Here is a 26954-nt window from a genome sequence, read left to right as displayed (position 1 = left end):
GATCTCGGTGAAGGTCGGCGATCGGGTGTCATTCGCCGTTCACCCGGACAGGGGGTGCTGCAGGTCAGCTCTCGTGAGGGGCGACGAGGTGCTGCTCGCACTGTAGGAACGGGAGAACGACAGGAACAAGCAATGTGCCGTCGATGTGCCAGACGATCGCCGATGACCCGCGGAATCCCCGCATGGAGGGCCCGAGGAGATCGCGCTCTGTGCCACGCGCTTTGCCATCGCTCATCCGGTTCGGCAGGGCGCGGAGTCGACCCGCGGCACCCGCACCAGGATCCCGGGCGAGGGCGAAGCCATTCGAGCAGGGAGACCCTGAGAGGGTTCAGACCGGCGTCGGGCGCGACACCGCCAGGCCGGGCTCCACCACCTGGCGGAGGAACAGGTTCTCCTCCGCCTGGCGCTCATAGCTCGAGGGGTCTCTCGTGCACTCGGGGCACCAGTGACCCCCGCGGAGAATCAGCCTCGGACTCCCCGCGAAGACGTGTCCGAGCGCGCATCGCCAGATGAGCGGAGTCGCCGCGTCGCCGACGGAGGCGTCGCCGAGCAGCTCACCGCCGCGGAAGGCCGCAGCTTCGCGGTAGTCGTCGGCATCCCACTCCGCCGACGGCTTCGACTCGTCATACCCGTGGTCCAGGAACGCAGGAGTCCTCGAGGGTGCGGGCGGGATGAATGTCTCCCAGCCGCCGATCCGCTCCCACCTCTCCCATGAGCCGAAATGGGCGGACATCTCCTCGATATTCCGCGTGCGCACGGCGGCCATCGTGCCCCGCGGCCGGCGAGTGAGGGGGCGCATCACCAGGTTCTTGACGATCCACGACGGCACCCGTCCCGCCCACCGAACGGAGCGGGGCGCGGACCTGATCGCACGCTCGAGCGCCTCGGCGAACGTGTCGCGACGAAAGGGCACGAGCGCGTCGAGCCGGTCGCTGTCTGTGTACCACTGGCCGTGGAAGTTCTGAAGCGCGAACCAGTTGCGGTCATACCAGCGTCGGATGTCGGCAACGCCCATCGCCGCGCCGAGCGCCGTCTGCAGCTCCCAGTTGGTCAGACGCCACCCCTCCCCGCCCCCGATGTTGTAGATGCCTCCCCAGAGCTCCTCGGGCACATCGGACGCCGAGATGCCCACGAGCAGCCGCGCCGCGTCCTCGACCGAGACCCACTCCATGACCCCGCCGAACGGCGAGTGGGTCATGATCGGGTCCCTGATCTCCAGCATCGCGGGGTGGAAGATGCCGGTCTGCCGGAGCCACGCCCAGCGGGGCAGACCCGAGTCGATGAGGAGGCGCTCCGCGACGATCTTCGTCTGGCCGTACTCGTCGAACTGAGAGACCCGCAGGGGATCTCCCACCCGACCCCAGTGCACCGGCTCCTGGCGGTCGCCTGTCTGGGCGACGGAGCCGATCCCCACCACCGCGATCGATCCAGGGTCGTCCTGCGCGCGGACGGCCCGGATGATGTTCTGCATCGACCCGATGTTCACGCGCCGGGCGAGCGCGGGCTTCTCGTCGGCAGCGGGCGAGACCACGGCGCCGACATGAAGCACGACGTCGACTCCGGTGACCGCGGCGAGCACGTCGTCGTACCGGACGAGGTCGCCCCACACGACCTGCAGATTCGGCATATCGCGGAACTCGTCGAGCACGCTCCGATCGGCGGCATTCGGCAGCGCGAACGCACGGACCGTCAGCTCGGGGTGCTCGCGGAACGCGCGGAGCGTCGCTCGCCCCCAGTTCCCGGTGGCGCCCGTGAGGAGGACGGTGCGGGGCGGACGGGGGCTCACGACTCGAGCTCCGGGCCGACTGGCGACGAGCTCGCTGCGAACAGCTGCGCGCTCAGATCGAGCGGCGGCTGGAGTCGACGCCTCACCCAGTCGTGGATGGCGCGCGTCGCCGACTCGGCGACGGGCACGCCAGGCACATTCGAGAACCCGTGGAAACCGCCGGGCCAGACGTGAAGTTCGCAGTTGACCCCGGCCCGCCAGAGTCGCGACGCGTACTCCACCGCCTCATCGCGGAACACCTCCGCGTCGCCGACGTCGATGAATGTCGGCGGCAGCCCGGTGAGGTCGGCGGCTCGGGCCGGCGCCGCGTAGTGCGACACCTCGGGCCCGCCCACCCGATCTCCGAGCAGCGCTCTCCAGCCGGTCTGGTTGCTGCGGCGCGGCCACGGCCCGCCATCGACGAACTGGTGCGACGAGACGGTCCGGTCTCGGTCGTCGAGCATCGGGCACTGCAGCAGCTGCCAAGCGATCTGCGGGCCCCGCCGGTCGCGCGCCAGAAGCGCGACCCCCGCCGCGAGTCCGCCGCCCGCGCTTCCTCCCGCGAGCAGGAGCCGCTCCGGATCGAACCCCAGATCCTCCGCGTGGGCGGAGAACCAGCACAGCGCGGTGTAGCAGTCCTCGACGGGGATCGGGTCCGGATGCTCAGGCGCCAGCCGGTACTCGACGCTCGCGAGGACAGCGTCGTGCTCCTCCACCCACTGAAGCGGCAGTGCGACGCCGGAGTGCCTGTCACCTGCCACCATGCCGCCTCCGTGTATCCAGAGGACGCCCGGCGCGGAGGGATCGCCGTGCTCCGCGCGCGCGATGACGCTGACGAGGATCTGGCCGCCATCCGCAGTCTGCACGGTGTGATCGGAGCGGACCAGCCCCCGCCCGCTCAGGAGGTCATCGATCGGCGGGTCGAAGGACGTCGCGCGGGATGCCGCGATGCCTTCAAGCGTCAGCGGCGCTGACAGGGCGGGCACCATCTCGACGATCGTCGCGAGCGCCGGGTCGAGCGGTGGGCGGGCAGGTGTCGTCATGAGCATCTCCTCGACGAATGGGTGTGTGGGGTTGCCAGGCGTCAGCTGCCGGAGCGGCTGAGGGCGATGAGCTGGTCAAGCGCGTCGTCGGAGATCTCCACACCGGGGAACCGCGCGAACTGCGCCATCGGCATCGACTCGACCATCCGCAGCATGTCTGCGCTGTCTTCGGCGGCGGCTCTCTGCTCGGCGGTGGCCTCGGACACCATGGCCTGCATGAGCGCCGGGCCGACGACGGGGTGGCCGAACCAGTCCCCGACCGTTGATTCCAGGCTCAGAGGCGCCGGCCGGTCGACATCGCCGTCGAGAGTGACGGTCGCCGCGGTCGTGATGTCCGCGGACGATCGGCCGATCTCGACGCGATACTCGCCCGGCTCGACCTGCCAGCGTTCGCGCTGCGTGTCCCAATAGGCGAACGCCCGCCTGTCGAGGGCCACCTCCACCGTCCGGGTCTCGCCCGGCTCGAGATGCACCTTGCGGAAGGCCGCGAGCTCGCGGACCGGACGACGCACCGGTGCGGGTGCGGGCGCGACGTAGACCTGGACGACCTCCGCCCCTGCTGCCTGCCCCGTGTTGCGGACGGCGACCCGCACGACCGCCGCGTCCGGGCCCGTGACGGCGAGTTCGACGACGTCGTGAGCGAACGTCGTGTACGACAGGCCGTGCCCGAACGGGTACCGAACCGGCCGGTCGGCCGTGGCGTAGTACCGGTAGCCGACGAAGACCCCTTCGCCGTATCGGACGACCTCGTTCTCGCCGGGGAAGTTGAGGTACGACGGGGTGTCCTGCAGCCGGAGCGGGATGGACTCGGCCAGTCGGCCGGAGGGGTTCACCGCCCCCGTCAGCACGTCGGCGAGAGCCCCGCCGACGGCCTGGCCCAGCGCCCATCCCTCGACGATCGCGTCCACGGAGTCATGCCACGGCTCCAGTGAGACGACGCCGCCGTTGGAGAGCACAACGACGGTGCGACGCGCACGGCCGGCCACGGCTTCGATGAGGGCCACATGGTCTCGTGGCAGATCGATCGTCGAACGGTCGAAGCCCTCTGACTGCTCCTTCTCGGAGAGCCCGACGAACACCACGGCCACGTCGGCGGCAGCAGCCGCTTCTGCGGCCTCCGCACGCAGCTGCGCCGGATCTCCGTCGTCCGCATAGCCCGGGGCGAACGAGACGCTCGTCTCTCCGAGCGCGACCCGCAGCTCGTCGAGCGGGATGTCGAGACGCGTCGGCGTGACATGCGAGCTGCCGCCGCCCTGGAACTGCGGCTCCACCGCGAGGGTGCCGATGACGGCGACCTTCTGGCCCTCGCGCAGGGGCAGGGTCTGGTCCTCGTTGCGCAGCAGCACCACGCCCGCCGCCGCAGCGCGCCGCGCCAGCGCGTGGTGCGCCTCCGTGTCGAACGCGGACGGCTCGTCTGGCAGCCGCGTTCGGTCGACGAGCGCGGCCACGCGCGCGGCGGCCTGTTCGACGACGGCACGGTCGAGCCGGCCGTCGCGCACAGCCCGGAGGATCGCCTCCGTACCCTCGTCGCCGGTGCCGGGCATCTCGAGATCCAGCCCCGCGCGGAGGGCCTCGACCCGGTCCTTGATGGCACCCCAGTCTGAGACCACGAGACCGTCGAAGCCCCACTCGTCGCGGAGGAGCTCGGTCAGCAGCCAGCGGTTCTCCGACGCGAAGATGCCGTTGATCGCGTTGTACGCGCTCATCACCGAGGTCGGCCGGGCCTCCGTCACCACGCGCTCGAACGCGGGGAGGTAGATCTCGCGCAGCGTCCGCTGGTCGGCTTCCACGCTGACGCGCATGCGCCCGGTCTCCTGGTTGTTCGCGGCGAAGTGCTTCACCGACGTGCCGACGCCGGTGGACTGCACCCCACGGACGTACTCCGTGGCGAGCACCCCCGTGAGCAGCGGATCCTCCGACAGGTACTCGAAGGTGCGGCCGCCGAGCGGGGATCGCTTGATGTTGATCGCCGGCCCGAGGATCATGTTCACGTTGAGCGCGCGAGCCTCCTCGCCCAGTGCCACCCCGACCTCGCGCATCAGCTCCGGGTCCCACGCCGAGCCCATCGCGACCCCGGGTGGGAAGCACGTGGCGGGCAGGGACTCGTTGAAGCCGAGGCTGTCGACCGCACCGTCCTGCCGACGCACGCCGTGCGGTCCGTCGACCATGATCATCGACGGCACTCCGACGGCTTCCTGCGTCGACCAGAAGTCGCGGCCGGACAGCAGCATGGCCTTCTCCTGCAGGTCCGAGTCCGCCGCGATCGGCGCGGGGGCGGTGAACACGTCGGCGGGAATCGGCTCGCCGGCGTTCAGGGCGGCGAATCCGCGTTCGAGGTCGGCGAGCACCCCCGCCGGATCGGGGAGCATCCCCGTGATCTGCCGCGGTGTGAGGTCGTCCTGGCCCCGGAGCCCGCCGGACATGTGGTCGGCGGCGCCCGGCACCCACTTCCCGATGACGCCCTTGAGCACGTCGAGTGCGGGCTTGTGGTCGACGATGTCGCCCATCCGCGAGTCGACCGTGTACACCCGCCCGACCTCGGCATCCACCTCGAACGGCTCCTGCCAATGGTGCTCACCCGCGGCGACCTCGAACGCTCTGCCCGAGGGGAGGACGACCTCGGCCTTCACTCCCACCGGGATCGTGGCGGAGACCAGGATCCCGCCATCGCGGAGCTCCCAGCCCGCCGAGGCGATTCCGTATGGGGTGTGCAGGGTCGCCGAAGCGGAGCTCAGGCCGCGACGCGGCGGCTGCGGGGCGATGCGAAGCCGCCGGTATCCGGGAGCGGCGGCCGCGAGCCCGGCCACGACGCGGTGCATCCAGTCGGCCACCGCCCCGAACGCGTAGTGGTTGAAGGACGTCATCCCGCTGGGATTGACGCTCCCGTCCGGCAGGAGCGAGTCCCACCGCTCCCAGATCGTCGTGGCTCCCTTTTCCACCGTGTACAGCCATGAGGGCGCCTCGGTCTGCAGCAGCAGTCGGTACGCCGTGTCGGCGTGCCCGTTCGCGCTGAGCGCGTCGGTGAGGATCGGCGTGCCGATGAAGCCCGTCGGGATCCGGTACCCGTTGCCCGCGACGATCTCCGCGAGACGGTCGGCGGCGTGGCGACGCTCATCGGCGTCGTCGATGAGGTCGAACGTCAGGGCCAGAGAGTACGCGGTCGCGGAGTCGGACAGCAGGCGCCCGGAGCGCGAGACGTACTCGCGGTGGAAGGCCGCCTTCACCTCGCTCGCCAGCGCGCCGTACCGTTCGGCGTCCGCTGAGCGCCCCAGCAGCGCCGCCGCGTCCGCGACGATCCGGGCGGAGCGAGCGAAGTAGGCGGTGGCCACGATCTCGGGGTAGGTCTGGGCCTGTTCGGGGCGGTCGGCCGGCGCGGTCGGGTCGAGCCAGTCGCCGAACTGGAATCCCGCGCTCCAGATCCGGTCAGGGCCGGCAGCGGCGGTGACCTCGTCGACCCACGCGACCATGCTCTCGAACTGCGTCTCGAGCACTCCGATGTCGCCGTAGGCCTGGTACAGGGTCCACGGCACGACGGTGGCGGCATCGGCCCAGCCCGCCGTCGGGCCGGTGTAGCCGGTGACGATCGCCGGGACGACCATGGTCGTGCCGCCGTACCTCCTCTGCTCTGCCGCGAGATCCTTCAGCCACGACACCAGGAAGCCGGCCGAGTCGTAGAGGTAGGTCGCGGTGGGCGCGAACACCTGCAGGTCGCCCGTCCACCCCAATCGCTCATCGCGCTGGGGGCAGTCTGTCGGGACGTCGACGAAGTTGCCCCTCATCCCCCATACGACGTTCTCGTGGAGGCGGTTCACGAGCGGATGGTCGGTCTCGAACCATCCCGTGCGCTGCATGTCGGAGTGCAGCACCTCGGCTGTCACGGCCTCCGGGTCGATCGGGCCGGGCCAGCCGGTGACCTCGGCGTACCGGAACCCGTGGAACGTGAAGCGCGGCGACCAGCTCTCGGTGCCGACCCCGGCGAGCGTGTAGCTGTCTGTCGCCTTCGCTCCGCGCAGCGGCGCGACCGCGAGCTCGCCGCCTTCGAGGACCTCGGCATGGCGAAGGGTGACGCGGGTGCCCGCTTCACCCTCGACGGCGAGACGCAGTCTGCCGACGAGGTTCTGCCCGAAGTCCAGGATGGTCGCTCCCGACGGCGAGGTGAGCACCCGCTGCACGGGGATCCTCTCCACGACTCGGACAGGAGGCCCGTCGGGCGCCGAGAGCTCGACCTCGCCGAGCGGGCGCACGGCGACGGGAGTCCAGCCGTCCGTCGCGGCGTCAACCGTCGACCACGCGGGATCGAAGTCGCGCGCGTCGTAGTCCTCGCCGTTGTACAGATCCGCGGCGTGTATCGGTCCCCTTCCCGCGACCCAGTCCGTCCCGGAGGCGACAGTCTGCCGGGTGCCGTCCGCGTAGTGGACCTCCAGCTGGACCATGACGCCGAGGTCGTCGCCGTAGAGGGCCCGCTTGCCACCCCACCCGAGGTAGCCGCGCCACCATCCATCCGCCAGCCACGCGCCGATGGCGTTCTCGCCACCCCGCACGAGACCGGTGACGTCGTACGTGGCGTATCGGAGCCGCGACTCGTAGGCGGTCCATCCCGGCGCGAGCTCGTCGTCGCCGACCCGGTGTCCGTTCAGTTCCAGCTGGAACAGCCCGTGGGCGGTGGCATAGACCCTGGCCCGCACCACCTCGCTGTCCGAGCGGGTCCGGAAAGCCCCGCGCACCAGGGGTGAAACGACGGCGGAATCGGCGGGCCCGACCATCTGCGCGGACCAGTCAGACCGCTCCAGCAGTCCGGCCTCGACGCACGCCCATGCGGACCAGTCGCTGGCGGAACCGTCCGCGTCGACCACTCGGACGCGGATCTCCCTGCGCTCGCGCGACGTCAAGGGCTCGAACGGCCACGGCACGAGAACCGAGTCCGGGCTGTCGATGCGCACACTCGCACCGTCGCGCTGCTGCACCTCGTAGGCCGACTGCGACCAGTCGGCGGGCGCGTCGGTGACGACCCAGGAGAGACGGGGCCGGGGCTGGCCGATTCCGAGGGCGTTCGAGGAGTGCTCGAAGCGGATGGGACTGAGGGTGAGCGACATCGCGTGGAGCTTTCTGAGAGGAGGGATCAGCGAACGGAGCGGATGCGGAGGACGGCGATGCCGGCGAGGATCACCGAGACAGCGGCGACGATGAACAGCAGCGTGTAGTTGCGGTCGCCGCCCTCTGCCCCGATGAGGAGGATCCCGGACGCGGCGAGCGGCGCGATCGACTGGGGGATCGACGTGGCGAACCCGGTGATCCCCATGAACCGGCCGGCGTCGGTCTCGCGCTCGGGGAGCACGTCCAGAAGCAGCGCCTGGTCGACCGCGGCGAAGAGCCCGAGTCCGACGGACGTCACCAGCGAACCGGCGACGAGAACAGCGAGGTCGGGAGCGTATGCCTGTGCCAGCATCCCGCCGGCCATGATGAGCCCCCCGATCAGCACGAACAGCCGGCGCCGCTTCAGCCGGTCGGAGAGGAACCCCCCGCCGATCGCGCCCAGTGTCACGGCGAGCACTCCGGCCATGCTGAGGGATGCCATGATCCCCGCGACCGATTCCACGGCGATGCCGAGGCGGTCGGCGAAGAAGAACGCCGTGTAGGTCGTGTTCAGCGTGATGCCGGTGTAGAAGAGGAACCTGCCCAGCCAGTTCCACGAGAAGTCGGGGTGCCTGCGCGGGTTGTAGAGGTATTTCGAGAGCAGCTGGAGGACCGTGATCGGGTCCTTCGGCAGGCCTCGGCTGTCGTCCTCGTGCACGAGCGTGACGAACAGCACGACGAAGACGACTCCGACCGCGCCCGGCACGAGGAAGAGCAGCAGCGGGTCGCCCGTGAAGAACTGGGCGAGGATCACACCGAAGACGGGCGCGATCTGCGTGGCGAAGCTGGTCAGCCCCGCGACCTTGCCGCGCTGGGATTCCGGCAGGCGGTCCGCTGTGGAGATCTGGAGGTTGCTCAGCGCCGTACCCCATCCCCATTGCGCGAGGATCCAGCCGAGCCCGACGACGAGCACGTTCGGGGCGAGCGCCATGACCACCAGCGACGCGACGCCCACGACCATGCCGCCGATCATGAAGGGGCGTCGCCGCCCGAGAGGAGTCCGCGTCCGGTCGCTCCACACGCCCATGAACGGCGCGGTGAGCATCACGAACAGCGCACCGGCGCCCGTGATGTATCCCAGGTACTCCGGATGACCGGGCGCGAGCGTGTTCACACGGATCGTGAGCGAGATCGCCAGCGGGGTGATGAAGGCCATGAAGACGCCGAACTGCGCCAGCACCATGAACCAGATGTAGCGAGGGCCGACCTTCGGCAGTTCGGGAGCGGAGCGCGCTGCTCCGTCGAGCTCCACGGCGTTCGCCGTGGGAGAGGGAGTGGACGCCGGAAGCGGCGTGACGAGGGGCTCGTCGTTCGTCGGGGTCATCGGAAGACTCCATTGTCTGAGGGAAAACTAGCGCGTGCTAGTGGTTGATCCAGGATGCTACGGTAGGTGCACTAGCGCGCGCAAGTCCAAAGGAGAGCGAATGGCGACAACCGCACCGAAGCGAGTCACCGCCGCGGACGTCGCGCGTTCACTCGGCCTCTCGCGCGCCACCGTCGGCTTCGTTCTGAACAACACGCCGGGTCAGACCATCCCGGAGGCGACCCGTGCGCGCGTGCTCGAGGAGGCGAACCGTCTGGGATACCGCGCGAACACCGCGGCGCGGGCGCTGGCCAGCGGGAAGAGCCGGATCATCCTCCTCGTGCTGCCGGACTGGCCGCTCGACCACAGCATGCGGACCCACCTCGACGAGGCGTCCCTCGCGCTGGACGAGGCGGGGTACTCCCTCGTGACGATGACTCCGCACCCCGGGGGCCAGGCACGCCCGCTCTGGGAGACGCTCCGGCCGGATGTCGTCATCGGCCTGGCGCCGTTCACGCCGGAGCAGCTCGCCGAGATCCGGGCGAGCGGCGTCGACCAGATCATCCCTCCGTTTCCCGGCGGCGATGAGGCTGCCGAAGGAGGTCTCGGCTTTGCCGACGGGCCGCGTCTGCAGGTCGAGCATCTGCTGTCGCGCGGGCGCCGGCGCGTGGCCTTCGCGGCCTCGGCCGACCCACGACTCGCAGACCTCGTGATGCAGCGCCGCGACCTCGCGTCCCGCACGCTGCACTCGCTGACGAGATCGGGGTTCGTCGCCGACTCCCCCATCACCGAGGCCAACGCCGCGGAGGAGCTTGCCCGCTGGATGGATCTCGGCGTCGACGGCATCGTCGCCTACAACGATGACATCGCGGCGATGGTCCTGGGCGCCGCCGTCCGCTCGCACATCAGCGTGCCGGATCGGCTCGCCATCATCGGCCACGACGACACGCCGCTCGCGCGCCTCGTCGTGCCGGCCCTGTCGACCGTGCGTCTCGACAACGCCGGACTCGGCCGCTACCTCGCCGCGCTCGCCCTCAGCGCCGCCACGGGATCGACGCCGCCGGCCGCCGGGCCCGAGACGGACGCGCACCTCGTGGAGCGGGAGACGACCTAGGGCCACAGCCCCGGGCGCACGACCTCGACACGACGAATCCCCTCAAAGCCGAGCATCTGCAGCACTGCTCGGCCTTGTGCTTGTCAAAGACGAGTAGTGGAGGCGATACTCGGGGTTGTGGACGAGACATCGACCGACAACGGCCCTGGTTTCTGGCCACGGCACGGGTTCGAGACCGTGCCCTGGAGACAGACCGTCCGCGGGGGCACACGCGCTGACCGCATGCTCACCTCGGTGGACGCGAGTGTCCCGCCGAGGATCGCGGCGCTCGACTATGTCCCGCCCATCGCGACGCTTGTCATATCCGAACAGGCTCTGCTCGCGGTTGCGCAGGCCGACACGGACGCCGAAGGACACTCGGCCGCGCTCAGCCGCTTCATGATCCGGACGGAGTCGGTGGCTTCGTCCAAGATCGAGCGCATCACCGCGAGCGCGGTGGACTATGCGCGCGCGCTCGCCGGCAGTCGGTCGAACTCGTCGGCCTCGAGCATGGTCGCCGCGAGCACCGCGTTGCACCGACTCATCGCCGACGTCGCGGCGCGCGGCTATTTCGGCCTCGACGACCTCCTCGTCGCGCACCGCGCGCTCATGCACGACGATCCGCACGAAGCCGATTACGCGGGCCGCCTGCGTGACATGCAGAACTGGATCGGCGGCAGCGATCACTCTCCTCGCGGCGCGCTTCACGTGCCGCCGGTGCCAGAACGTGTTCCGGATCTTATGGACGACCTGATCGACTTCCTCAACCGCGACGACCTGCCCGTGCTCGTGCAGGCCGCGATCGGGCATGCCCAACTCGAGTCCATCCATCCCTTCACAGACGGCAACGGACGAATCGGACGGGCCTTGGTCTCGGCGGTCTTCCGTCGGCGCGGTGTGACGCGCAATGCCGTGGTTCCGCTCGCGAGCGGCCTGCTCGCAAGGCGAGACGACTACTTCGCTGCACTGGGCGAATACCGTCGTGGACACCCGGCCCCGCTGATCGACCTCTTCGCACGATCGGCCCACGCCGCGGCCATCTGCTCTCGCGAATCGATCGCGCGGATCAAGGCGATGCCGGGCGAATGGGCTGAGGAGTTGCGCCCTCGCGCGGGCTCCGCCGTGGCCGCGTTGATCCCCGCGTTCTACGACCACCCCATCATGGGCGCCGCCGAGATCGAACGCCGATCGGGTTCCTCAGAGCAGCAGACCTACAAGGCGATCGCGCGCCTCACGCAGGCGGGCTTCATCGAGGAGATCACCGGTCGCAAGCGAGACCGCGTCTGGGCGGCGTCCGAGCTGCTCGCGGAGCTCGACGACCTCGACCGGCGCATCCAGGTAGCCATGCAGTGAACGACGAAACCCCCTCGCGAGGAGGGGGTTTCGGATGGCGGTGACGGTGGGATTTGAACCCATCTCGCCCTGTTGGATCGACGTGGGTCCCCAGCCGTCGATCCTGTCGCGTCGGCTCCGCCGGAATGCAGAGCGAAGCGGGGCCCGGCCGGGACGGCCGGGCCCCGCTTGCGTTCTCAGTACGCGAACTGCCACATGTAGCGGCGGCCTTCGAGTGCGTAGCCGCGCACAGCCGCGTAGTTCTCCGCCAGGCGGAACATCATGGGGTAGAACACCAGCGGCGCGATGATTCCGCGCTGGTCCTCCGGAACGCCCGGCAGGTCCAGGTCACGGCTGTCGATCTTGTGCGTGGTGCCGCTGTACTCGTCGAGGAAGCGCTCGGCCCGCTCCGCCATGGGGCGGGTCTCGTCCTCACCGAGGAACAGGATGCTCCTGGTCTGCTTGTCGAACACCTCGAACGGCCCTTGGAAGAACTCGTTGGCGTTGATGGTCGACGCGTGCATCCACTGCATCTCCTGCAGGAAGCAGGCCGTGAAGGTGCTGCCCATCCCCTGCAGGGGGCCTGAGGCGATCAGATACGTCACGGGGACGTCCTTCATGTCCTGGGCGATCGCGGCGGCCAGCGGCTCGAACCCGCGAAGCGCGGCCTCGGTCGCGTCCGGCAGAGCCGCGAGGGCGTCCAGCTTCGCGCTCACGTCGCGCCCCTCGCGGGCGAGCACTGCGAGGGCGAGCAACTGCAGCACGATCTGGTTGCCGTCGCCATTCTGCGAGATGAAGCTCGTGGCCACGGCCTGCGCCAGCGGGCCGTCGGCCTTGAGGGTGACCGCGACCGCCGCCGCGCCCCGCTCCTGCGCCCAGGACGCGGCGCGCACGGTCTCGGCGGTGGTGCCCGCCGCCGACAGGGTCACGACGAACGCACCCGGGCCCACACCGGGGGATGCGCGGTGGTAGAACTCGTCGGAGTTGACTGAGACCACGGGAATGGCCGACTCGCGATCGAGCACGTAGTGCGCGGCCTGCAGGCCGGAGAACGAGCCTCCCGCTCCGACGAGATAGACGCGGTCGAGAGCCGAGAGGCCGGCGACGAAGTCGCGGATCTCGTCCCAGCGGGCTAGCGCGTGCTTCTGCGAGGGGCGGATGCCCTGGGGGATGGGCTTGACGGGGGTGGGTCCGACATAGGTGCCGTCGGTCATCGGTGCTCCTTCATCATGGTGGGTTCGAGGGTGTGCGCCGCGCCACTTCCGGCGAGCACGGTCGGGTCGATCGGGATGCCCGGCCCGAAGGCGCCGAGTCGTTGGCAGGTGTCGGCGGCGACGTCGGCGGCGGCGGCGAGCAGCGACGCCGGGTCTTCGGAGCGCAGGATGCCGACGAGCACCCGCGCCGCGAAGCTGTCGCCGGCGCCGAGGGTGTCAACGGCCGGGCGATCGGTGCGGGCCTCGCCCGTCCATCGCCGGCCCTGGTGGCTGAGCACGGCTCCCCTGGTGCCGCGCGTGAGCAGGCTCCATCGCGCGCCGGAAGCCTCGCTCGCCGCGAGCAGGTCGGCCGCTGCCGCATCGTCCAGGTCGCCACCGGAGTGGACGGCGAGGAAGCAGAACCCGCCGACGTGCTCCATGTGTTCGGCATCCGAGGTCGTCGCGAAGTCGTACGACAGGCGGGTCCGGCTCGCGAACGCCTCGAGATGCCCGTCGAGGCCGCTGGACGAACCGACGTGCACGGCGTCGAACCCCCGGAGGGCGTCGAAGTCGTCCGACGTGGGGGCGAATCGCGACACCCCGAGATCGAACGACAGGAAGACGCGGTCTCCGTGCGCGTCGTGGCCGATCATGCAGTGCGCCGTCCGGCCCGCCGCACGGCGCAGCCACGTCGTGTCGACTCCCTCTGCGGCCAGCGAACGGGCGATGTGCTCGCCCGCGGCATCCTCCGCCACCTGGCCGAAGTACGCGGCCCGCGCCCCCGCTCGGGCGGCGAAGGCCGCAACGTTGAGGGTGTTGCCTCCGGGGAACATGGTTCCGGCCGACGCGTAACAGTCGACGACGTTGTCGCCGAAGCCGGCGATGCTGACGACCGGGCTCACGGCTTCTCCGCGGCGACCGCGGGGGCGCTCGTCACGGGAGCCCACGCGCCGATGCCGACCTCGGTGGGCTCGGCATCCGCGTCGAAGCGATCGAGGCGGAACACGTCCAGCACGGGGGACGGCCTGCCGGTCAGCACCTCTTCGGCGAGGAGCTCGCCCAGGATCAGCCCGAGGGTCGCGCCGGAGTGCGTGAATAGCACCGAGAGTGCGTCGATCGCCGGCACCGCACCAACCACCGGCTCGCCGTCTCCGGGAATGGGCTTCAGCCCGGCGGCGACGCGGTGCGCGATCAGGGTCGGGTTTCCGGCGAGCACCCGCGACCCCTCGTCGAGAAGGCCCTGCACCGACTCCTCGGGCACGGTCAGGGCGCCGTCCTCGCCGACGATGATCGACTTCTCGGCCCAGTCGGCGTCGAGCACCAGACGGCCGTCGGGCATCGGCCGCACGGCCACGCGGGGCGTGTTCAGCACTGTGCGGACGCGAGGCTCTACCGGCTCGGTGATGACGACGAAGGCTGCCGGCGTGGCATCCGGCACCACGACGCCGAGCGCGGCGAGGTGAGCGGGCACGTCGCCTCCCGTGGCCAGCACGACGCGATCGGCGGCGAGCCGCGCCCCGTTGCCCAGGATCACGCCGACCGCGACGCCGTCCTGCACGTCGACGCGCACGTCGCCTGCGTCCTCGATGAGCTCGGTGCCGTCGGCGACCGCCTGGGTGAGGAGGTCGGCGATGAGGTCGGGCAGGTTCACCCATCCCTCTCCCCTGTTGTAGATCGCGCCCTCCGCCGACACGGCATCCGCGTTGACCTCGGGGATCTGTGCGGTGACCTGCTCGCGCGAGAGCCAGACGGAGTCGTAGCCGCCGGCGCGCTCGTAGTCGAAGGTGTCGCGGAAGCTCTCGCCCTCGCCTCCCCATTTGAGGGCGCCGTCGAAGCGCAGATAACGGCTGCTCTCGGGATGCCGCTCGCGCCAGGTGCGGTAGCGGTCCAGGCCCAGCAGGCGCAGGTAACGGTACTCGGTCGAACGCGCCCCGGACGAGTTCAGCCAGGCGATCGAGCGACCCGAGGCTCCGTCCGCCGGTTTCCCCGCGGTGACGAGGGTCACGCGTGCGCCGTGGCGTGCGAGGTGCGCGGCGGTCGAGGTGCCGAGGATCCCGGCGCCGATGACGGCGACGTGGAGAGGCTGCGGGCTGGTCATCGTTGTCCTTCGTTCGTGTCGGTGTGTGCGGGACGTCGCAGTGGCGTCTGAGCATGCAGGCGCTCGATGAGCTCGAGCACCGCGACGGCGTCGGCCGCGTCGACCGGCAGCGGCCCGCCTCGTCGGATGCCGCCGGCGAGGGCGCGGTAGAACGCGCCGTAGTCGCCACGGAGAGTGGGCAGCGGCTCGAGGAATCCCTCGATGCCGAAGACACCCCAGCGCTCGGCGGGCGTGACACCGTAGCCGTCGTCGTCTGGCGAGACCCCCGCGGCCAGCGCCGCCTCCTGGCCGTCCAGGCTGCGGGTGGTGTATCCCCCCATGGATCCGAGCACGTGGAACCGCGGGCCGAACTGGGGCGCGAGGGAGTTCATCCACAGGTGCGAGATCGTGCCCGACTCGTGGCGCAGCGCGACGAACGCGTCGTCGTCGGCGAGCCCGCCCGGCCGGTTCACGGCGAGTTCGGCGCGTGCCTCGGCGACCGGGCCGAACAGCTGCACGGCCTGATCGATCAGGTGCGTTCCGAGGTCGAGGAGGATGCCGCCGCCCTCAGCCGCAGTCGCCTCAGCCTTCCAGCTGGCGCGGATCTCCGGCTTGTACCACTCGAAGCGCGACTCGAACCGCCGCACCGCCCCCAGTCGCCCGGTCTCGACGAGCTCGCGCACGGTACGGAAGTCGCCGTCCCAGCGCCGGTTCTGGAACACCGTGATCCGCCGGCCAAGGCGTTCGGCGTGCGCGATGAGCGCACGCCCCTCGTCGGAGCTCACGGTGAACGGCTTGTCCACGACGACGTCGAGGCCGGCGTCCAGCGCCGCGGTGGCGATGGCGGCATGGGTCGCGGGCGGCGTGCCGATCACGACGAGGTCGAGGTCGCAGGCGCGCTCGAGCATGTCGTCGACGGAGGCGGCGACGGATGCCGATGGGTGGCGTGCCGCGGCATCCGCCGCTCTGTCTGCATCGCCGGTGACGATGACGTCCAGTGAATAGTCCGGGTCGGCCTGCAGGAACGGGCTGTGGAAGACCCGTCCGGACACTCCGAAGCCGACGACCGCGGTACGGATCGGGGTGTTCACGGCATCCGCCATCAGAGCACCTCGGAGAGGAACAGCCGCAGACGGTCGCTCTGCGGGTCGTCGAAGATCTGCTCAGGGGTGCCGGCCTCGATGACGCGCCCCTCGTCCATGAAGACGACCTGGTCGGCGACCTTTCGGGCGAATCCCATCTCGTGGGTGACGACGAGCATGGTCATGCCTCGCTGCGCGAGTTCGGCCATCAGATTGAGCACGCCCTTGACGAGCTCCGGGTCGAGGGCACTGGTGGCCTCGTCGAAGAGCATCACCTCGGGTTCCATGGCGAGTGCGCGGGCGATCGCGACACGCTGCTGCTGGCCGCCAGAGAGGTCCCGCGGGCGGTGGTCGGCGCGTTCGGCCAGACCCACCTCGGTGAGTCGCGCGAGTGCGATGCGCTCGGCCTCGCCCTTCGGCATCCGCTTCACGTTGCGCAGTGCGAGCGCCACGTTCTGCAGGGCGGTGTGGTCGGGGAACAGGTTGAAGTGCTGGAAGACGAGCCCGACCCGGCGGCGCAGCACGTCGGGCTTGAGGGCGAGAGCGTCGTCGGCGGCGAGCAGCACGCGGCCGCCCTTGGGCTCGTACAGACGGTTCACGCCGCGCAGGAGCGTGGACTTGCCGGAGCCGGAGGGTCCGATGATGCAGGTGGTCGTGCCGGGCTCGACCGAGATCGACACGTCCTTGATGACGTCGACCTCGCCGTACGCCATCTGGAGGTTCTCGACCTGCAGGCGAGAGCCCTCGTAGAAGCGACCCTCGGTGACGGGCTGGGGGGAGGTGTACGTCATGTGTTCTCTCCACGGGTGTAGACCGGGCTGAGGGACTGCTCCGCGACCTCTTCGAGGCCGCTCTTGGGCGGGGTGGGCTTGCGGCGGCCGGTGCGGAACCGATTGTCGAAGTAGTTGACCAGGTGCGTCAGCGGAACCGTGATCACCAGGTAGAAGACGCCTGCCAGGACCAGCGGCGAGAGGTTGCCGGTGAGTACCGCGGCGTCTTGGCCGACGCGGAAGAGTTCCCGCTCCGACACCAGCAGGCCGAGGAAGTACACCAGCGAGGAGTCCTTCACGATCGCGATGAACTGGTTCACCAGTGCGGGAAGGACCCGGCGGACGCCCTGAGGAATCACGACGAGTCGCATCGCGGAGCCGTAGGTCATGCCGAGTGCGCGGCAGGCCTCGAGCTGGCCGCGCTCGACAGCCTGGATGCCGGCACGGAAGATCTCGCCGATGTAGGCGCCGGCGATCAGGCTGAGTGCCAGGATGCCGAGCGGATACGGGGACGGGCCGAAGAGCTGCTGGCTCATCCGGGCGAAGCCCTGGCCGATGAGCAGGATGGTGAGGATCGCGGGCAGGCCGCGGAAGATATCGGTGTAGATGCGCGCGGGAACGCGCAGCCATGCGGTGCGGGCGACGCCCATCACGGCGAGGATCATGCCGATCACGATGCCGAGCGCTGTCGCGAACACCGAGATGACCAGGGTGTTCACCAGCCCCGTTCCGAGCAGCTGCGGCAGCACCTGCAGCATCGCGTCGAAATCGAGGAACGTCTTGATGATGTTGTCGAGCCAGTCCATGAGGGTCTCCTATTCGGGGTGCCGGGTCTGCGGTGTGCGAGACCCCGCACCCGGGTCGGGCGCTTACTCGCCCTCGCCCTGCTCGTCGCTGGGCAGGTACTGCTCGGGCATCGGCGAGCCCGGGAACCACTTCTCGTGCAGTTCCTTCCATGTGCCGTCCTCCATCGCCGCACGCAGCGCCTCGTTCAGCGCCTCACGGAGCTCATCGTTGCCCGGCGCGATGGCGAAGCCGGCCGGCGCGTCGAACGAGGGGATGTCGATCACACCCTCGAGGCCGTACTGCTCGGCGTAGGACTTCGCCGACTCGTAGTCGAGGAAGTGCGCGTCGACGCTGCCCGTGTTAACTCCGGAGACACCGGCGTTGTTGTCGGGGAAGCGCACGAGCTCGGTGTCGGGGAAGTTCTTCACGGCGTATGCCTCCTGCAGCGTGCCCTGCACGACGCCGAGGCGCCTGCCCTCGAGATCACCCTCATCCTTGATCCCCGAGTCGGGCTTGGTGAGCACTGTGAGGAACCCGGCGAGATAGCCGTCGGAGAAGTCGACGGTGTCCTTGCGCTCGTCGGTGATGCCGATCGCCGCGACGCCGACGTCGAACTGGCCGTTCGCGACAGCCGGGAGGATCGCCGCGAAGTCTTGCCCGGTGAACACGACGTCGTCGTATCCGATGCGCTCGGCGACGTCAGTGAAGAGCTCGACGTCGAAGCCGGTGAACTCGCCGTTCGCGTCGGTGAAGGCGTACGGCTTGAGGTCGCCGACGCTGGCGACGCGGATCTGTCCCGGAGTGATCAGACCGTACGGGTTGTCGTCACCCCCCTTGGTCGATGCGCCTTCGGGGCCGGCGCTCGGAGAGCACGCGGTCAGGACGACGGCGATGATGAAGGCAGCTGCGGCGAGGGCGCCGCGCCGGATTCCGAAAACGCTCATGAAGTTCCTCTCTGAACTGATCCCCTGACCGCACGGGTCACGATCGAGGCGTTGGGTCCGGACCCACCTGCTACGTTGGGACCGGACCCAATGACCGTAATCGTATGGTTGACTTCTTGTCAATCGCGCTTCGGAGGAAGGCACATGACCACACCGATCCCGCTTCGCCGACAGGCCACGGTCGCCGACGTGGCGCGCCGCGCAGGAGTCGGCAAATCGACGGCATCCCGCGCCCTCGGCGGGTACGGCGCCGTGAGCGACGAGGTGCGGGATCGCGTACTCTCGGCAGCCGAGGAACTCGGCTACCGCCCGAACGAACTCGCCCGAAGCATGAACACGGGGCGGTCGCGCACGATCGGCGTCGTCGTCGGCGATGTCGAGAACCCGTACTTCAGCGTGGCGCTGCGCGGGATCTCCGACACGGCCAGGGCCGCTGGCTACGACGTGGTTCTGGCGAACACCTCCGAGCGGTTGGACGACGAGCGCGACGCCGTGCGATTCTTCCTCGACAAGCGCGTCGATGCGATGATCGTGTCTCCCGCGTCCGGGTACGACACCGAGCACCTTCGCGCGGTTCTCGACGCCGCACGACCGCTGGTGCTCCTCGACCGCCGGGCCGACGACCTGGAGTCGGTCGGCGTGCGTGTGCGCATCGCGCCGGCTGCGGCTCAGGCCGCCGAGCTGCTGATCGGTCACGGGCACCGCCGCATCGCGTTCATCTCGGCCCTGACCACCGACGGCGACCGCTTCAACGGACTCGACACTGCAGTCTCGTCGGTCTCGGACCGCCTCTCGGGCCTCGTCGGCGCGTTGCAGGCCAACGGCATCCCTGTCGACCCCGACCTGATCCGCTACCACGCGGTCAGCGAGGCCGACACCGACGCGATCGTCGGCGAACTCCTGGGCCTCGCCGACCCGCCCACGGCTCTGCTGGCCTCGGACGCGACCGTCGCCCTCAACGTGCTGATCGCGCTGCGCGCGCGCGGACTGCGCGTGCCCCACGATCTGTCGGTCATCGCCTTCGACGATTCCCCTTGGGCGAGGATCAGCGATCCCCCGCTCACCGGCATCACCCACCCGATCTACGACGTCGGTGTCACCGCCGCGAAGGCCGCGCTGAGGCTCATCGACGGCATGTCGGTGTCGTCTCAGGAGTTCGACGCGGTGCTGACACTCCGGGAGTCCCACGGGCCCGTGCCGGTCGCTCCGTGACGGCATGGGAGAACCTCGGCTTCAACATGGCGCACTGCGCCTCTCTCGACCAAGACGAGTTCGACACCGCTCTGCAGTGCGCCTTGAAGAGCCAGCACAGCACGGTCGAGGTCACCGACCTGGGGCTCGCCCGGGTCCCCGCCCCGGGGGCCCTCGCCTCCGACGGCGGCTCCGGAGTCCCCTCGGCACTGCAGCAGGCCTGACCCGGCCGAGCGCTGCGACGCTCCGGCTGGGCAGGACGCGGATGACACACCCGACCCATCCACTCTTTTTGGCCGATAGCCCGCATTTGAGCCCCAGGCAAGCGAAAGGCCCCGACCCCCTAGTGTCTTCCAGGGGAGTCGGGGCCTTGTGCATGGCGGTGACGGTGGGATTTGAACCCACGGTAGGGGGTTACCCTACACAACTTTTCGAGAGTTGCACCTTCGGCCGCTCGGACACGTCACCGCGGACAAGCTTAGGACAACTGCGCCCCAGACGCGAATCGAGCGTTCACCATCCCGTCACCCGGGCGAGTCGCGCCGCGCTGGCCTCGGCGCCCGTCGCTACCCCGGCCTGGAGCAGCGCGAGCCGCAGCTCGTCGGCCATCCCGTCGAGCAGCCGCGCGACGCCATCCGCCCCGTCCGCCGCGAGCGCCCACCAGGCGGGACGCCCGACGAAGACGGCCCGTGCACCGAGAGCCAGGGCCGCCAGCACGTGACGCCCGTCGCGGATGCCGCTGTCGACGGACACCTCGGCGTCCGCGCCGACCGCTTCGACCACCTCGCCGAGCGCGTCGACCGCCGAGATCGAGCCGGCGAGTCGCCGGTGCCCGTGCGTCGAGACGACGACGCCCGCCGCGCCAGCGTCGACGGCACGACGCGCGTCGTCGCCACGCAGCACGCCCTTCACGACGACCGGCAGGCCGGTCACGTCGCGCAGTCGGGCGATGTCATCGAGGCCCGGATTGCGCGCCGGGCGGTCGCCGAGCAGGGCGCGCTCGTCGGCCGTGAGGTTGGCGAGCCGTGCGCGAGCCGGCCCATCGGGCCAGTTCACCGGCTCGACGTGCGGCTCGACGCGCAGCGCCGTGAGCTCGACGGTGAGCAGGACCGCCGCGGCCCCGGCCTCCGCCGCGCGCTCGGCGAGCGCCCAGGTCAGAGCGGGCTCGGCGAGCAGATACGTCTGGAACCACCACGGCGCCCCCTGCTCGGCGATGCGCGCGAACGGGATCGCTGTGTTCGTCGAGACGCCGATCAGGGTGCCCGACGCCGCGGCCGCGCGCGCCATCTCGATCTCGCCGTCGGGATGCGCCGCGACCTGCTGCGCCATCGGCGCGAGGAGGATCGGATGGTCGACCGGCGTTCCGAGAACGGTCGTCGCGACCTGAGCGTCCAGCTCGCCACGCAGGGCGGCCGGACGGAACCGCACGGCATCCCAGCGGTCCGCCTCGGCCTCACTCGAGCCATCCGCCGTCGCCGCGACGTAGTCGAACACGTGCGCGGGCAGCAGCGCCCGCGCGCGCTCGCGCAGCCGCTCGATCTCCGCACGGGTCATCCGCTCACCGTACCCGCGACGCGCGCTCCACCCGCTCTCCCTCCCGCGCGCCTCACGCGACCGCGGTCGCCTCGAGCACGAGCGCCGACGCGGGGGCGAGCAGCGGCGTGCGCACGCCGACCGTCGACAGCAGCGAGCCCGGCAGCGTCACCGAGCCCTCCGCGATCCACGGCACCGGCCGCATGTCGAGCAGGTGGCCCGTCGTGAGCGCGCGGACGACCTCGACGCGATAGGTCCGCGACGGCTCGAGACCCGCGAGGCGCAGCGCGGGCGGCACGGCCCACTCCCCCGTCGCCTCGCGGGTGAGGCGGTAGAGCGCGTGCGCGCGGTCCTCCGACACGACCCCCGTGAGCGCGGCCCCCTCGTCGGCGACGGCGTCGTGCAGCAGCTCGCCCGTGTGCATGAGGGAGCGGAGGCGCTTGTACTCCGCGATCCACTCGGCGAGCTGCGCGCGCTCGTCGGCCGTGAAGCGCGTGATGTCGGTCTCGATGCCCGCCGAGGCGAAGAGCGTCGTCGCGATCCGGAACCGCAGGTCGGTGACGCGGTCGGTCGTGTGCGCCTGCGTCGGGCCGACGTGGCTGCCGATGAGCTCGGGCGGCAGGAGCAGCTCGGTCCAGCGCTGGATGCGCGTGCGCTCCAGCGGGTCGTTCGTGTCCGACGCCCACACGCGATCGGTCCGCTCGAGGATGCCGAGGTCGACGCGCGCGCCGCCCGACGAGCACGACTCGATCTCGACGTGCGGATGGCGGCGGCGCAGCTCGTCGAGGAGCGCGTAGACCGCGCGCGTCTGCGCGTCGACGCCCGCGCGCCCCGCGTGCACGGCCTCGAGCAGATCGCGGTTGTGATCCCACTTGAGGTACTCGATCGGGTACTCGTCGAGGAGGGCCCCGAGGGTCGCGAGCAGCCACTCGGCCACCTCGGGGCGCGCGACGTCGAGCACGTGCTGGTGACGCCAGGTGCGCGTCGCGCGATCGGATGGCGCGAGCACCCACTCGGGGTGCGCGCGAGCGAGATCGGAATCGGGGTTGACCATCTCGGGCTCGACCCACAGCCCGAAGCCCATGCCGCGAGCGCGCACGTGGTCGACGAGCGCGTGCAGACCCTCGGGCCAGACGGCCGGATCGACGGCCCAGTCGCCGAGCCCCGCGCCGTCGCTGCGCCGAGCCAGGAACCAGCCGTCATCGAGGACGAACCGCTCGACGCCGACCTCGGCAGCGGCATCCGCGAGTGCGATGAGCGGCTCGAGCTCGTGGTCGAAGTAGACCGCCTCCCACGTGTTGAGCACGACCGGTCGCGGCGTGCGCGGATGGCCGGGGCGCGCGCGCAGGGAGCGGTGGAAGCGCGAGGAGATCCCGTCGAGCCCGCGGTCGCTCCACGCGAACCAGGCCGTCGGCGCGGCGAACGCCTCGCCCGCCGAGAGCACGATCTCGCCCGTGCGGAGCAGCTCGCCCGCTCCGAGCACGTTCCGCCCCTCGGCGAGGCGGTCGGTGCGGTACACCGCGTCGCCGCTCCAGGCCAGGTGCACGGCCCACGCCTCGCCCGTGCGGTCGCCGAAGCCGGGCGTCCCCACGACGGTCAGCGTCGGGGCGTCATGCCCGGTCCGCCCGCGCCGCGAGTCACGGGCATGCGAGCCCATGGCGACCGGCCGGCGCTGCGGCGAGCGCTCGCGCGTCCAGCGGCCGGCGAGGTCGAGCAGCTCGCTCGCTCGCGCGGGAACCGGCAGCGTCGCATCGAGGGCCGACAGGTGGACGACGGCGTCGCCCGCGTTCTCGACGCGGTGGTCGACGCGCAGGATGCCCGCGGCGTCGAACCGCAGGGCGCTCTCGAGCACGAGGCCGTCCGCCCGTGCCCGCAGGCCGAAGCCGCGGTCATCGCTCTCGACCGACTCCACGCGCCACCCCGGCAGGAGCGGCGCGCCGTCGACCGTGCCCGCGATGCCCGGGCGCCCCTGCCATCCGTCGCGCTCGGTCGGGAGCACCGTGAGCGGCCACGCCTCGTCGAGCGCGCTCGCCGTGACCTGGCGGGCGGACGCCGCGTCCAGCGCGGCGAGCGCGGCCTCGTCCACCGCTCCCGGATCCGCGCCCCAGTGGAGGACCTCGGGGAGATCCTCGCCGCGGAACGCCACGATGAGCGCCGCGCCCGCGGCGCGGAACAGCGTGGTCGTGCGCGGGGGTGCGCTCACGGGAGCTGAGGTGATGGTCATGCGGGCCTCCGTCTCGACGGCATCGTCAGAGACCAGGTTCCCGCGCGGCGATCACTTTGTCAAATGCTGAAACAAACGCTCATGTGAGAAGTGCGCGGATGGCCAGCCCGGCCCCCGCGCGCGCCCACTCCGAGAAGTCCCACCTCCGCACGTCGAGATCGACCGGAGCGGCGTCCTTGTCGAGCCGCTCGTCGAGCGCTGCGCGCAGGGCGTCGCCCGCGAGCTCGACCACGGCGATGCCGTCTCCTGTGACGACGACCTTCTGGGGGTCGACGAGGCTCGCCACCGTCGCGATCATGACGCCGAGCGCGCGACCCGCGTCGGCGAACGCCGCGAGCGCGAGCTCGTCGCCCGCGCGCGCGGCCTCGACGACGCCCTCGTACTCGACACCCGGGCGCCGGTAGGCGTTCACGATCGCGCTGTTCACGAGCAGGCTCGACGCGCAGCCGCGGTGACCGAGGCCGCACCGCGGCCCGGCCTCGTCGACGATGAGGTGGCTGATCTGGCCCGCGCGATTGTGCGCGCCGTCGACCGGCCGGCCGTTCACGACGAGCCCGCAGCCGATACCCGCGCCGACCGTGATGAGCACCATGTCCTCGATGCCCGCCCCCGCCCCGAACCAGTGCTCGGTCGCCGTGAGCGCCTGCACGTCGTTCTCCACGGCGCACGGAAGCCCGGTCGCGTCGCGCACGAGCGCCCCGAGCGGCACGTCGGTCCAGTCGAGGAAGAACGACCGCTCGACGAGCGCCCCGTCCGCACCCTGGCTCACGCGGCCCGCGATCGCGATCCCCACCGACGTCAGCGTCGGGTAGTCCGCCGCATATCCGCGCGCCACGTCGGCGATCTCGGCGACGACATCCGCGGGCTCGCGCGACGCGAGCGGACGCTCGGTGCTCTCGACGGCGGACGCCGAGAGGTCGGTGACGACCGCGTAGAGCGTGTCGCCGGTGAGCTTGATCCCGAGGAAGTGGCGTGCCGACGCGCGCAGATGCAGCATCTCGGACGGACGCCCCGTCTGCGCCATGAGGCGCGTGCCGCCCTCGGTGAGCAGACCGGCGTCGACGAGGGAGCGCGTGATGCGGGTGAGACTCGCGCGGGAGAGGTGGAGGCGGCGCGCGATCTCCGCGCGCGGGAGCTCGCCGTGGATGAGCACCTCGAGAAGCGCCGCCCGCATCGCCGGCGACATCTCGCCGATCTCGCCGCCCGCGAGCGCCGTGTCCTCGATGTCCATGTTTGTCACCCTTCTGAACATACTCGCTTGTGCTCGGCCACCCGCGCTGGAAAGATCACAGTACACACGCGGCCGCGCCCCGCCGCGCCACCCGAGATCACGGAGGATCCGTCGTGCCCGAGACCCTGCACTGGCGCGCCGAGCGCGTCCACGTCGCCCTCGCCCTGCCCGAGGACGGGCCCGTCTCGGTGCTCGCGATCCGGCCATCCGGGTCTCCGGCGCCCGCTCCCGTGCTGCCCGAGGGGCACGGCGAGCAGCCTCTCGTCGAGCTGTCGGCGTTCGGCCACGGCCGGTTCCCCGGCAGCTTCCGTCACGTCGACACCGTGATCGGGCGCGCGCTGCGCTACGTCGGCCACGAGGAGTCGGAGCAGGACGGATGGCGCGAGCTGCGCGTGCGCCAGGAGGACGCGTCGCGAGGGCTCCGCGTCACGAGCGTGCTCGCGGCGCATGCGTCCGCACCGGCGCTGCGGGCGTGGACCGAGGTCGCGGTCGACGGCGACCTCGTCGTCGACTTCGTGTCGAGCTTCGCGACCGGCTCGTTCCTCGCCGACGCGCGCACGGCATCCGTCGACGACATCGTCGTCGCGCACGCCGACAGCGACTGGATCGCCGAGAGCAGGTGGCGCGTGCAGCCGCTGCGCGAGGCGGGCCTTGTCGACGTGGGCCGCGCCGCGCACAACCACCAGCCGCCCCGCACGCGCCTCGCGCTCGGCAACCACGGGTCGTGGTCGAGCGGCGAGAAGGCGCCCACGGGGGTCATCGCGTCCGCGCGCGGCGACTACGCGCTCGCGTGGCAGATCGAGCACAACGGGCCGTGGGTCGCCGAGCTCGGCGAGAACGGGCACGGCGCCTACCTGCTGCTGTCCGGCCCGACGGACCAGGAGCACCAGTGGTCCGTGCGGCTGCGCGACGGGGAGACGTTCACCTCCGCAGCGGTGTCGATCGCGGTCGCCGAGGGCGGCGTGGAGGCGGCGCTGCAGGCGCTCACGGACCAGCGCCGCGCCATCCGCCGCCCGCGCGACGCCGACGATGCGCTGCCCCTCGTCTTCAACGACTACATGAACACGCTCATGGGCGACCCGACGACCGAGAAGCTCCTGCCGCTCATCGACGCCGCGGCCGAGGCCGGAGCCGACACGTTCTGCATCGACGCCGGCTGGTACGCCGACGGGCACTGGTGGGACGGCGTCGGCGCGTGGGAGCCGTCGACCGCGCGCTTCCCGGGCGGCATCGGCGAGGCGACCGCGTACATCCGCTCGCGCGGGATGACCCCCGGTCTGTGGCTCGAGCCCGAGGTGATCGGCGTGCGGTCGCCGCTCGCGCAGACGCTGCCCGACGCCGCGTTCTTCTCGCGCGGCGGCGTGCGCATCGCCGAGCACGGGCGGCACCTGCTCGATCTGCGGCACCCCGCCGCCCGCGCGCACCTCGACGCGGTCGTCGACCGCCTCGTCGGGGAATACGGCGTCGCGTTCATCAAGATGGACGAGAACACGATGACCGGCCCCGGCACCGACCGCGACGGCCTCGCGCCCGGGCACGGGCTGCTCGAGCACGCGCGCGCCGTTCTCGACTGGATCGACGGCGTGCAGGCGCGCCATCCGGATCTCCTCATCGAGAACTGCGCGTCGGGCGCCATGCGGATGGACTACGCGATGCTCTCGCGCCTCCACCTGCAGTCGACCTCCGACCAGCAGGACCCCGTGGCGTACGCGTCGATCGCCGCGGCGGCGCCCGCATCCATCCTCCCCGAGCAGGCCGGCAACTGGGCCTATCCGCAGACCGGGATGACCGATGAGGAGCGCACGTTCGCGCTGGTGAACGGAGTGCTCGGCCGCATGTACCTGTCGGGCTACCTCAACCGGATGGCCCCGCACGAGCGCGCGGCGGTCCGCGATGCGGTCGCGGCGCACAAGGCCGTGCTCGGTGACATCCGGTCGCGGCGGCCGATCTGGCCGCTCGGCCTCCCGGCGTGGGAGGACGACTGGGTCTCCCTCGGCCTCGCGCTCGACGGCCACGCCTACGTCTCGGTGTGGCGGCGGCGCGGCGACGCGTCGGCACGGCTGTCGCTGCCCTGGGCGCGCGGACGCGCCCTCGAGGTCGCGCCGTTCTTCCCGTCGAGCGAGGGCGGATGGTCGTGGAGCTGGGATGCCGAGACCGGCGTTCTCGAGATGACGGCCCCGACGTCCGAGCCCTCCGCGCGCGTCCTCGAGGTCTGGATCGCGTAGCACCCCTCTGCATGTCTCGCTTCCCGCGG

At 70.9% G+C, this 26954-nt stretch carries 19 protein-coding genes and 1 tRNA gene; 5 read left to right on the top strand and 15 right to left on the bottom strand.

The features are described from left to right. Positions 1-328: 328 nt before the first annotated feature. The 4 genes from M1D46_RS05570 to M1D46_RS05555 are packed head-to-tail and all read right to left on the bottom strand — an operon-like array spanning position 329 to position 9265. Positions 329-1786, bottom strand: a complete 1458-nt coding sequence (locus M1D46_RS05570; RefSeq protein ID WP_456286881.1) for an NAD-dependent epimerase/dehydratase family protein — start codon at positions 1784-1786, stop codon at positions 329-331. Further along, positions 1783-2808, bottom strand: coding sequence for an alpha/beta hydrolase (locus tag M1D46_RS05565; RefSeq protein ID WP_324012471.1), 1026 nt, complete (start codon positions 2806-2808; stop codon positions 1783-1785). Before M1D46_RS05565 ends, M1D46_RS05570 begins: the two co-directional genes overlap by 4 nt. Positions 2809-2849: 41 nt before the next feature. Beyond that, positions 2850-7901 (bottom strand): family 78 glycoside hydrolase catalytic domain, encoded by a 5052-nt coding sequence (locus M1D46_RS05560; RefSeq protein ID WP_456286880.1) that lies wholly within the window; start codon positions 7899-7901, stop codon positions 2850-2852. Positions 7902-7927: 26 nt separating this feature from the next. Next, the gene (locus M1D46_RS05555; RefSeq protein WP_456286879.1) at positions 7928-9265 is read right to left on the bottom strand and encodes an MFS transporter; all 1338 of its coding nucleotides are present in this window, start codon (positions 9263-9265) and stop codon (positions 7928-7930) included. A gap of 100 nt (positions 9266-9365) precedes the next feature. Here M1D46_RS05555 and M1D46_RS05550 point away from each other — a divergent pair, with 100 nt between their 5' ends. Together M1D46_RS05550 and M1D46_RS05545 are read left to right on the top strand one after the other, a co-directional pair. Then, a complete protein-coding gene (locus tag M1D46_RS05550) occupies positions 9366-10358 on the top strand; it encodes a LacI family DNA-binding transcriptional regulator (RefSeq protein WP_456286878.1) in 993 nt (330 codons plus the stop codon). 117 nt (positions 10359-10475) lie between these two features. Continuing rightward, positions 10476-11690, top strand: a complete 1215-nt coding sequence (locus tag M1D46_RS05545) for a Fic family protein (RefSeq protein ID WP_456286877.1) — start codon at positions 10476-10478, stop codon at positions 11688-11690. A 176-nt stretch (positions 11691-11866) separates the two neighbouring features. On the opposite strand, the gene M1D46_RS05540 is transcribed toward M1D46_RS05545, so the two are convergent. The 7 genes from M1D46_RS05540 to M1D46_RS05510 all read right to left on the bottom strand — a co-directional run bounded on the left by M1D46_RS05540 (position 11867) and on the right by M1D46_RS05510 (position 18521). After that, entirely contained in the window at positions 11867-12883 is a 1017-nt protein-coding gene (locus M1D46_RS05540; RefSeq protein ID WP_456286876.1) for an SIS domain-containing protein, read from the bottom strand. Next, complete coding sequence (locus M1D46_RS05535) at positions 12880-13764, bottom strand: PfkB family carbohydrate kinase (RefSeq protein ID WP_456286875.1); 885 nt, start codon at positions 13762-13764, stop codon at positions 12880-12882. The genes M1D46_RS05540 and M1D46_RS05535 overlap by 4 nt, the downstream gene beginning before the upstream one ends. After that, entirely contained in the window at positions 13761-14960 is a 1200-nt protein-coding gene (locus M1D46_RS05530) for an NAD(P)/FAD-dependent oxidoreductase (RefSeq protein WP_455968931.1), read from the bottom strand. The genes M1D46_RS05535 and M1D46_RS05530 overlap by 4 nt, the downstream gene beginning before the upstream one ends. Next, the gene (locus tag M1D46_RS05525) at positions 14957-16042 is read right to left on the bottom strand and encodes a Gfo/Idh/MocA family protein (RefSeq protein ID WP_455968932.1); all 1086 of its coding nucleotides are present in this window, start codon (positions 16040-16042) and stop codon (positions 14957-14959) included. The genes M1D46_RS05530 and M1D46_RS05525 overlap by 4 nt, the downstream gene beginning before the upstream one ends. Continuing rightward, positions 16042-16812, bottom strand: a complete 771-nt coding sequence (locus M1D46_RS05520) for an amino acid ABC transporter ATP-binding protein (RefSeq protein ID WP_456286874.1) — start codon at positions 16810-16812, stop codon at positions 16042-16044. The genes M1D46_RS05525 and M1D46_RS05520 overlap by 1 nt, the downstream gene beginning before the upstream one ends. Then, a complete protein-coding gene (locus tag M1D46_RS05515; RefSeq protein WP_456286873.1) occupies positions 16809-17597 on the bottom strand; it encodes an amino acid ABC transporter permease in 789 nt (262 codons plus the stop codon). The genes M1D46_RS05520 and M1D46_RS05515 overlap by 4 nt, the downstream gene beginning before the upstream one ends. A gap of 63 nt (positions 17598-17660) precedes the next feature. Then, on the bottom strand, positions 17661-18521 hold the full coding sequence (locus M1D46_RS05510; protein ID WP_456286872.1) for an ABC transporter substrate-binding protein: 861 nt from the start codon (positions 18519-18521) through the stop codon (positions 17661-17663). Positions 18522-18611: 90 nt separating this feature from the next. Between M1D46_RS05510 and M1D46_RS05505 the strand changes: the two genes are divergently transcribed. Beyond that, the gene (locus M1D46_RS05505; protein ID WP_456286871.1) at positions 18612-19733 is read left to right on the top strand and encodes a LacI family DNA-binding transcriptional regulator; all 1122 of its coding nucleotides are present in this window, start codon (positions 18612-18614) and stop codon (positions 19731-19733) included. Beyond that, positions 19730-19936, top strand: coding sequence for a hypothetical protein (locus tag M1D46_RS05500; RefSeq protein ID WP_456286870.1), 207 nt, complete (start codon positions 19730-19732; stop codon positions 19934-19936). The genes M1D46_RS05505 and M1D46_RS05500 overlap by 4 nt, the downstream gene beginning before the upstream one ends. A gap of 153 nt (positions 19937-20089) precedes the next feature. Here M1D46_RS05500 and M1D46_RS05495 read toward each other — a convergent pair. From M1D46_RS05495 to M1D46_RS05480, 4 genes are all read right to left on the bottom strand, one after another. Further along, positions 20090-20180 (bottom strand) — tRNA-Ser (locus M1D46_RS05495). A gap of 45 nt (positions 20181-20225) precedes the next feature. Then, positions 20226-21266, bottom strand: coding sequence for an alpha-hydroxy acid oxidase (locus M1D46_RS05490; RefSeq protein ID WP_456286869.1), 1041 nt, complete (start codon positions 21264-21266; stop codon positions 20226-20228). Between the two features lie 52 nt (positions 21267-21318). After that, positions 21319-23469 carry an alpha-galactosidase gene (locus M1D46_RS05485; RefSeq protein ID WP_456286868.1) on the bottom strand — a complete coding sequence of 717 codons (2151 nt, stop codon included), beginning with the start codon at positions 23467-23469 and terminating at the stop codon, positions 21319-21321. Positions 23470-23548: 79 nt separating this feature from the next. Continuing rightward, positions 23549-24700, bottom strand: coding sequence for an ROK family protein (locus M1D46_RS05480; RefSeq protein WP_456286867.1), 1152 nt, complete (start codon positions 24698-24700; stop codon positions 23549-23551). A gap of 113 nt (positions 24701-24813) precedes the next feature. Between M1D46_RS05480 and M1D46_RS05475 the strand changes: the two genes are divergently transcribed. Further along, the gene (locus tag M1D46_RS05475) at positions 24814-26925 is read left to right on the top strand and encodes a glycoside hydrolase family 36 protein (protein WP_456286866.1); all 2112 of its coding nucleotides are present in this window, start codon (positions 24814-24816) and stop codon (positions 26923-26925) included. The last annotated feature ends 29 nt before the right edge of the window (positions 26926-26954 follow it).

The sequence above is a fragment of the Microbacterium sp. JZ70 genome (assembly GCF_053903225.1).
This window is presented reverse-complemented; position numbering and strand designations above follow the sequence as displayed.

Excerpts from the sequence above, each read along its gene's own strand:
- M1D46_RS05480 (WP_456286867.1), bottom strand. The coding sequence starts at position 24,700 with ATGGACATCGAGGACACGGCGCTCGCGGGCGGCGAGATCGGCGAGATG.
- M1D46_RS05510 (WP_456286872.1), bottom strand. The coding sequence starts at position 18,521 with ATGAGCGTTTTCGGAATCCGGCGCGGCGCCCTCGCCGCAGCTGCCTTC.
- M1D46_RS05505 (WP_456286871.1), top strand. The coding sequence starts at position 18,612 with ATGACCGTAATCGTATGGTTGACTTCTTGTCAATCGCGCTTCGGAGGA.
- M1D46_RS05490 (WP_456286869.1), bottom strand. The coding sequence starts at position 21,266 with ATGACCCGTGCGGAGATCGAGCGGCTGCGCGAGCGCGCGCGGGCGCTG.
- M1D46_RS05560 (WP_456286880.1), bottom strand. The coding sequence starts at position 7,901 with ATGTCGCTCACCCTCAGTCCCATCCGCTTCGAGCACTCCTCGAACGCC.
- M1D46_RS05515 (WP_456286873.1), bottom strand. The coding sequence starts at position 17,597 with ATGGACTGGCTCGACAACATCATCAAGACGTTCCTCGATTTCGACGCG.
- M1D46_RS05485 (WP_456286868.1), bottom strand. The coding sequence starts at position 23,469 with ATGACCATCACCTCAGCTCCCGTGAGCGCACCCCCGCGCACGACCACG.
- M1D46_RS05530 (WP_455968931.1), bottom strand. The coding sequence starts at position 14,960 with ATGACCAGCCCGCAGCCTCTCCACGTCGCCGTCATCGGCGCCGGGATC.
- M1D46_RS05555 (WP_456286879.1), bottom strand. The coding sequence starts at position 9,265 with ATGACCCCGACGAACGACGAGCCCCTCGTCACGCCGCTTCCGGCGTCC.
- M1D46_RS05525 (WP_455968932.1), bottom strand. The coding sequence starts at position 16,042 with ATGGCGGATGCCGTGAACACCCCGATCCGTACCGCGGTCGTCGGCTTC.
- M1D46_RS05565 (WP_324012471.1), bottom strand. The coding sequence starts at position 2,808 with ATGACGACACCTGCCCGCCCACCGCTCGACCCGGCGCTCGCGACGATC.
- M1D46_RS05550 (WP_456286878.1), top strand. The coding sequence starts at position 9,366 with ATGGCGACAACCGCACCGAAGCGAGTCACCGCCGCGGACGTCGCGCGT.
- M1D46_RS05540 (WP_456286876.1), bottom strand. The coding sequence starts at position 12,883 with ATGACCGACGGCACCTATGTCGGACCCACCCCCGTCAAGCCCATCCCC.
- M1D46_RS05520 (WP_456286874.1), bottom strand. The coding sequence starts at position 16,812 with ATGACGTACACCTCCCCCCAGCCCGTCACCGAGGGTCGCTTCTACGAG.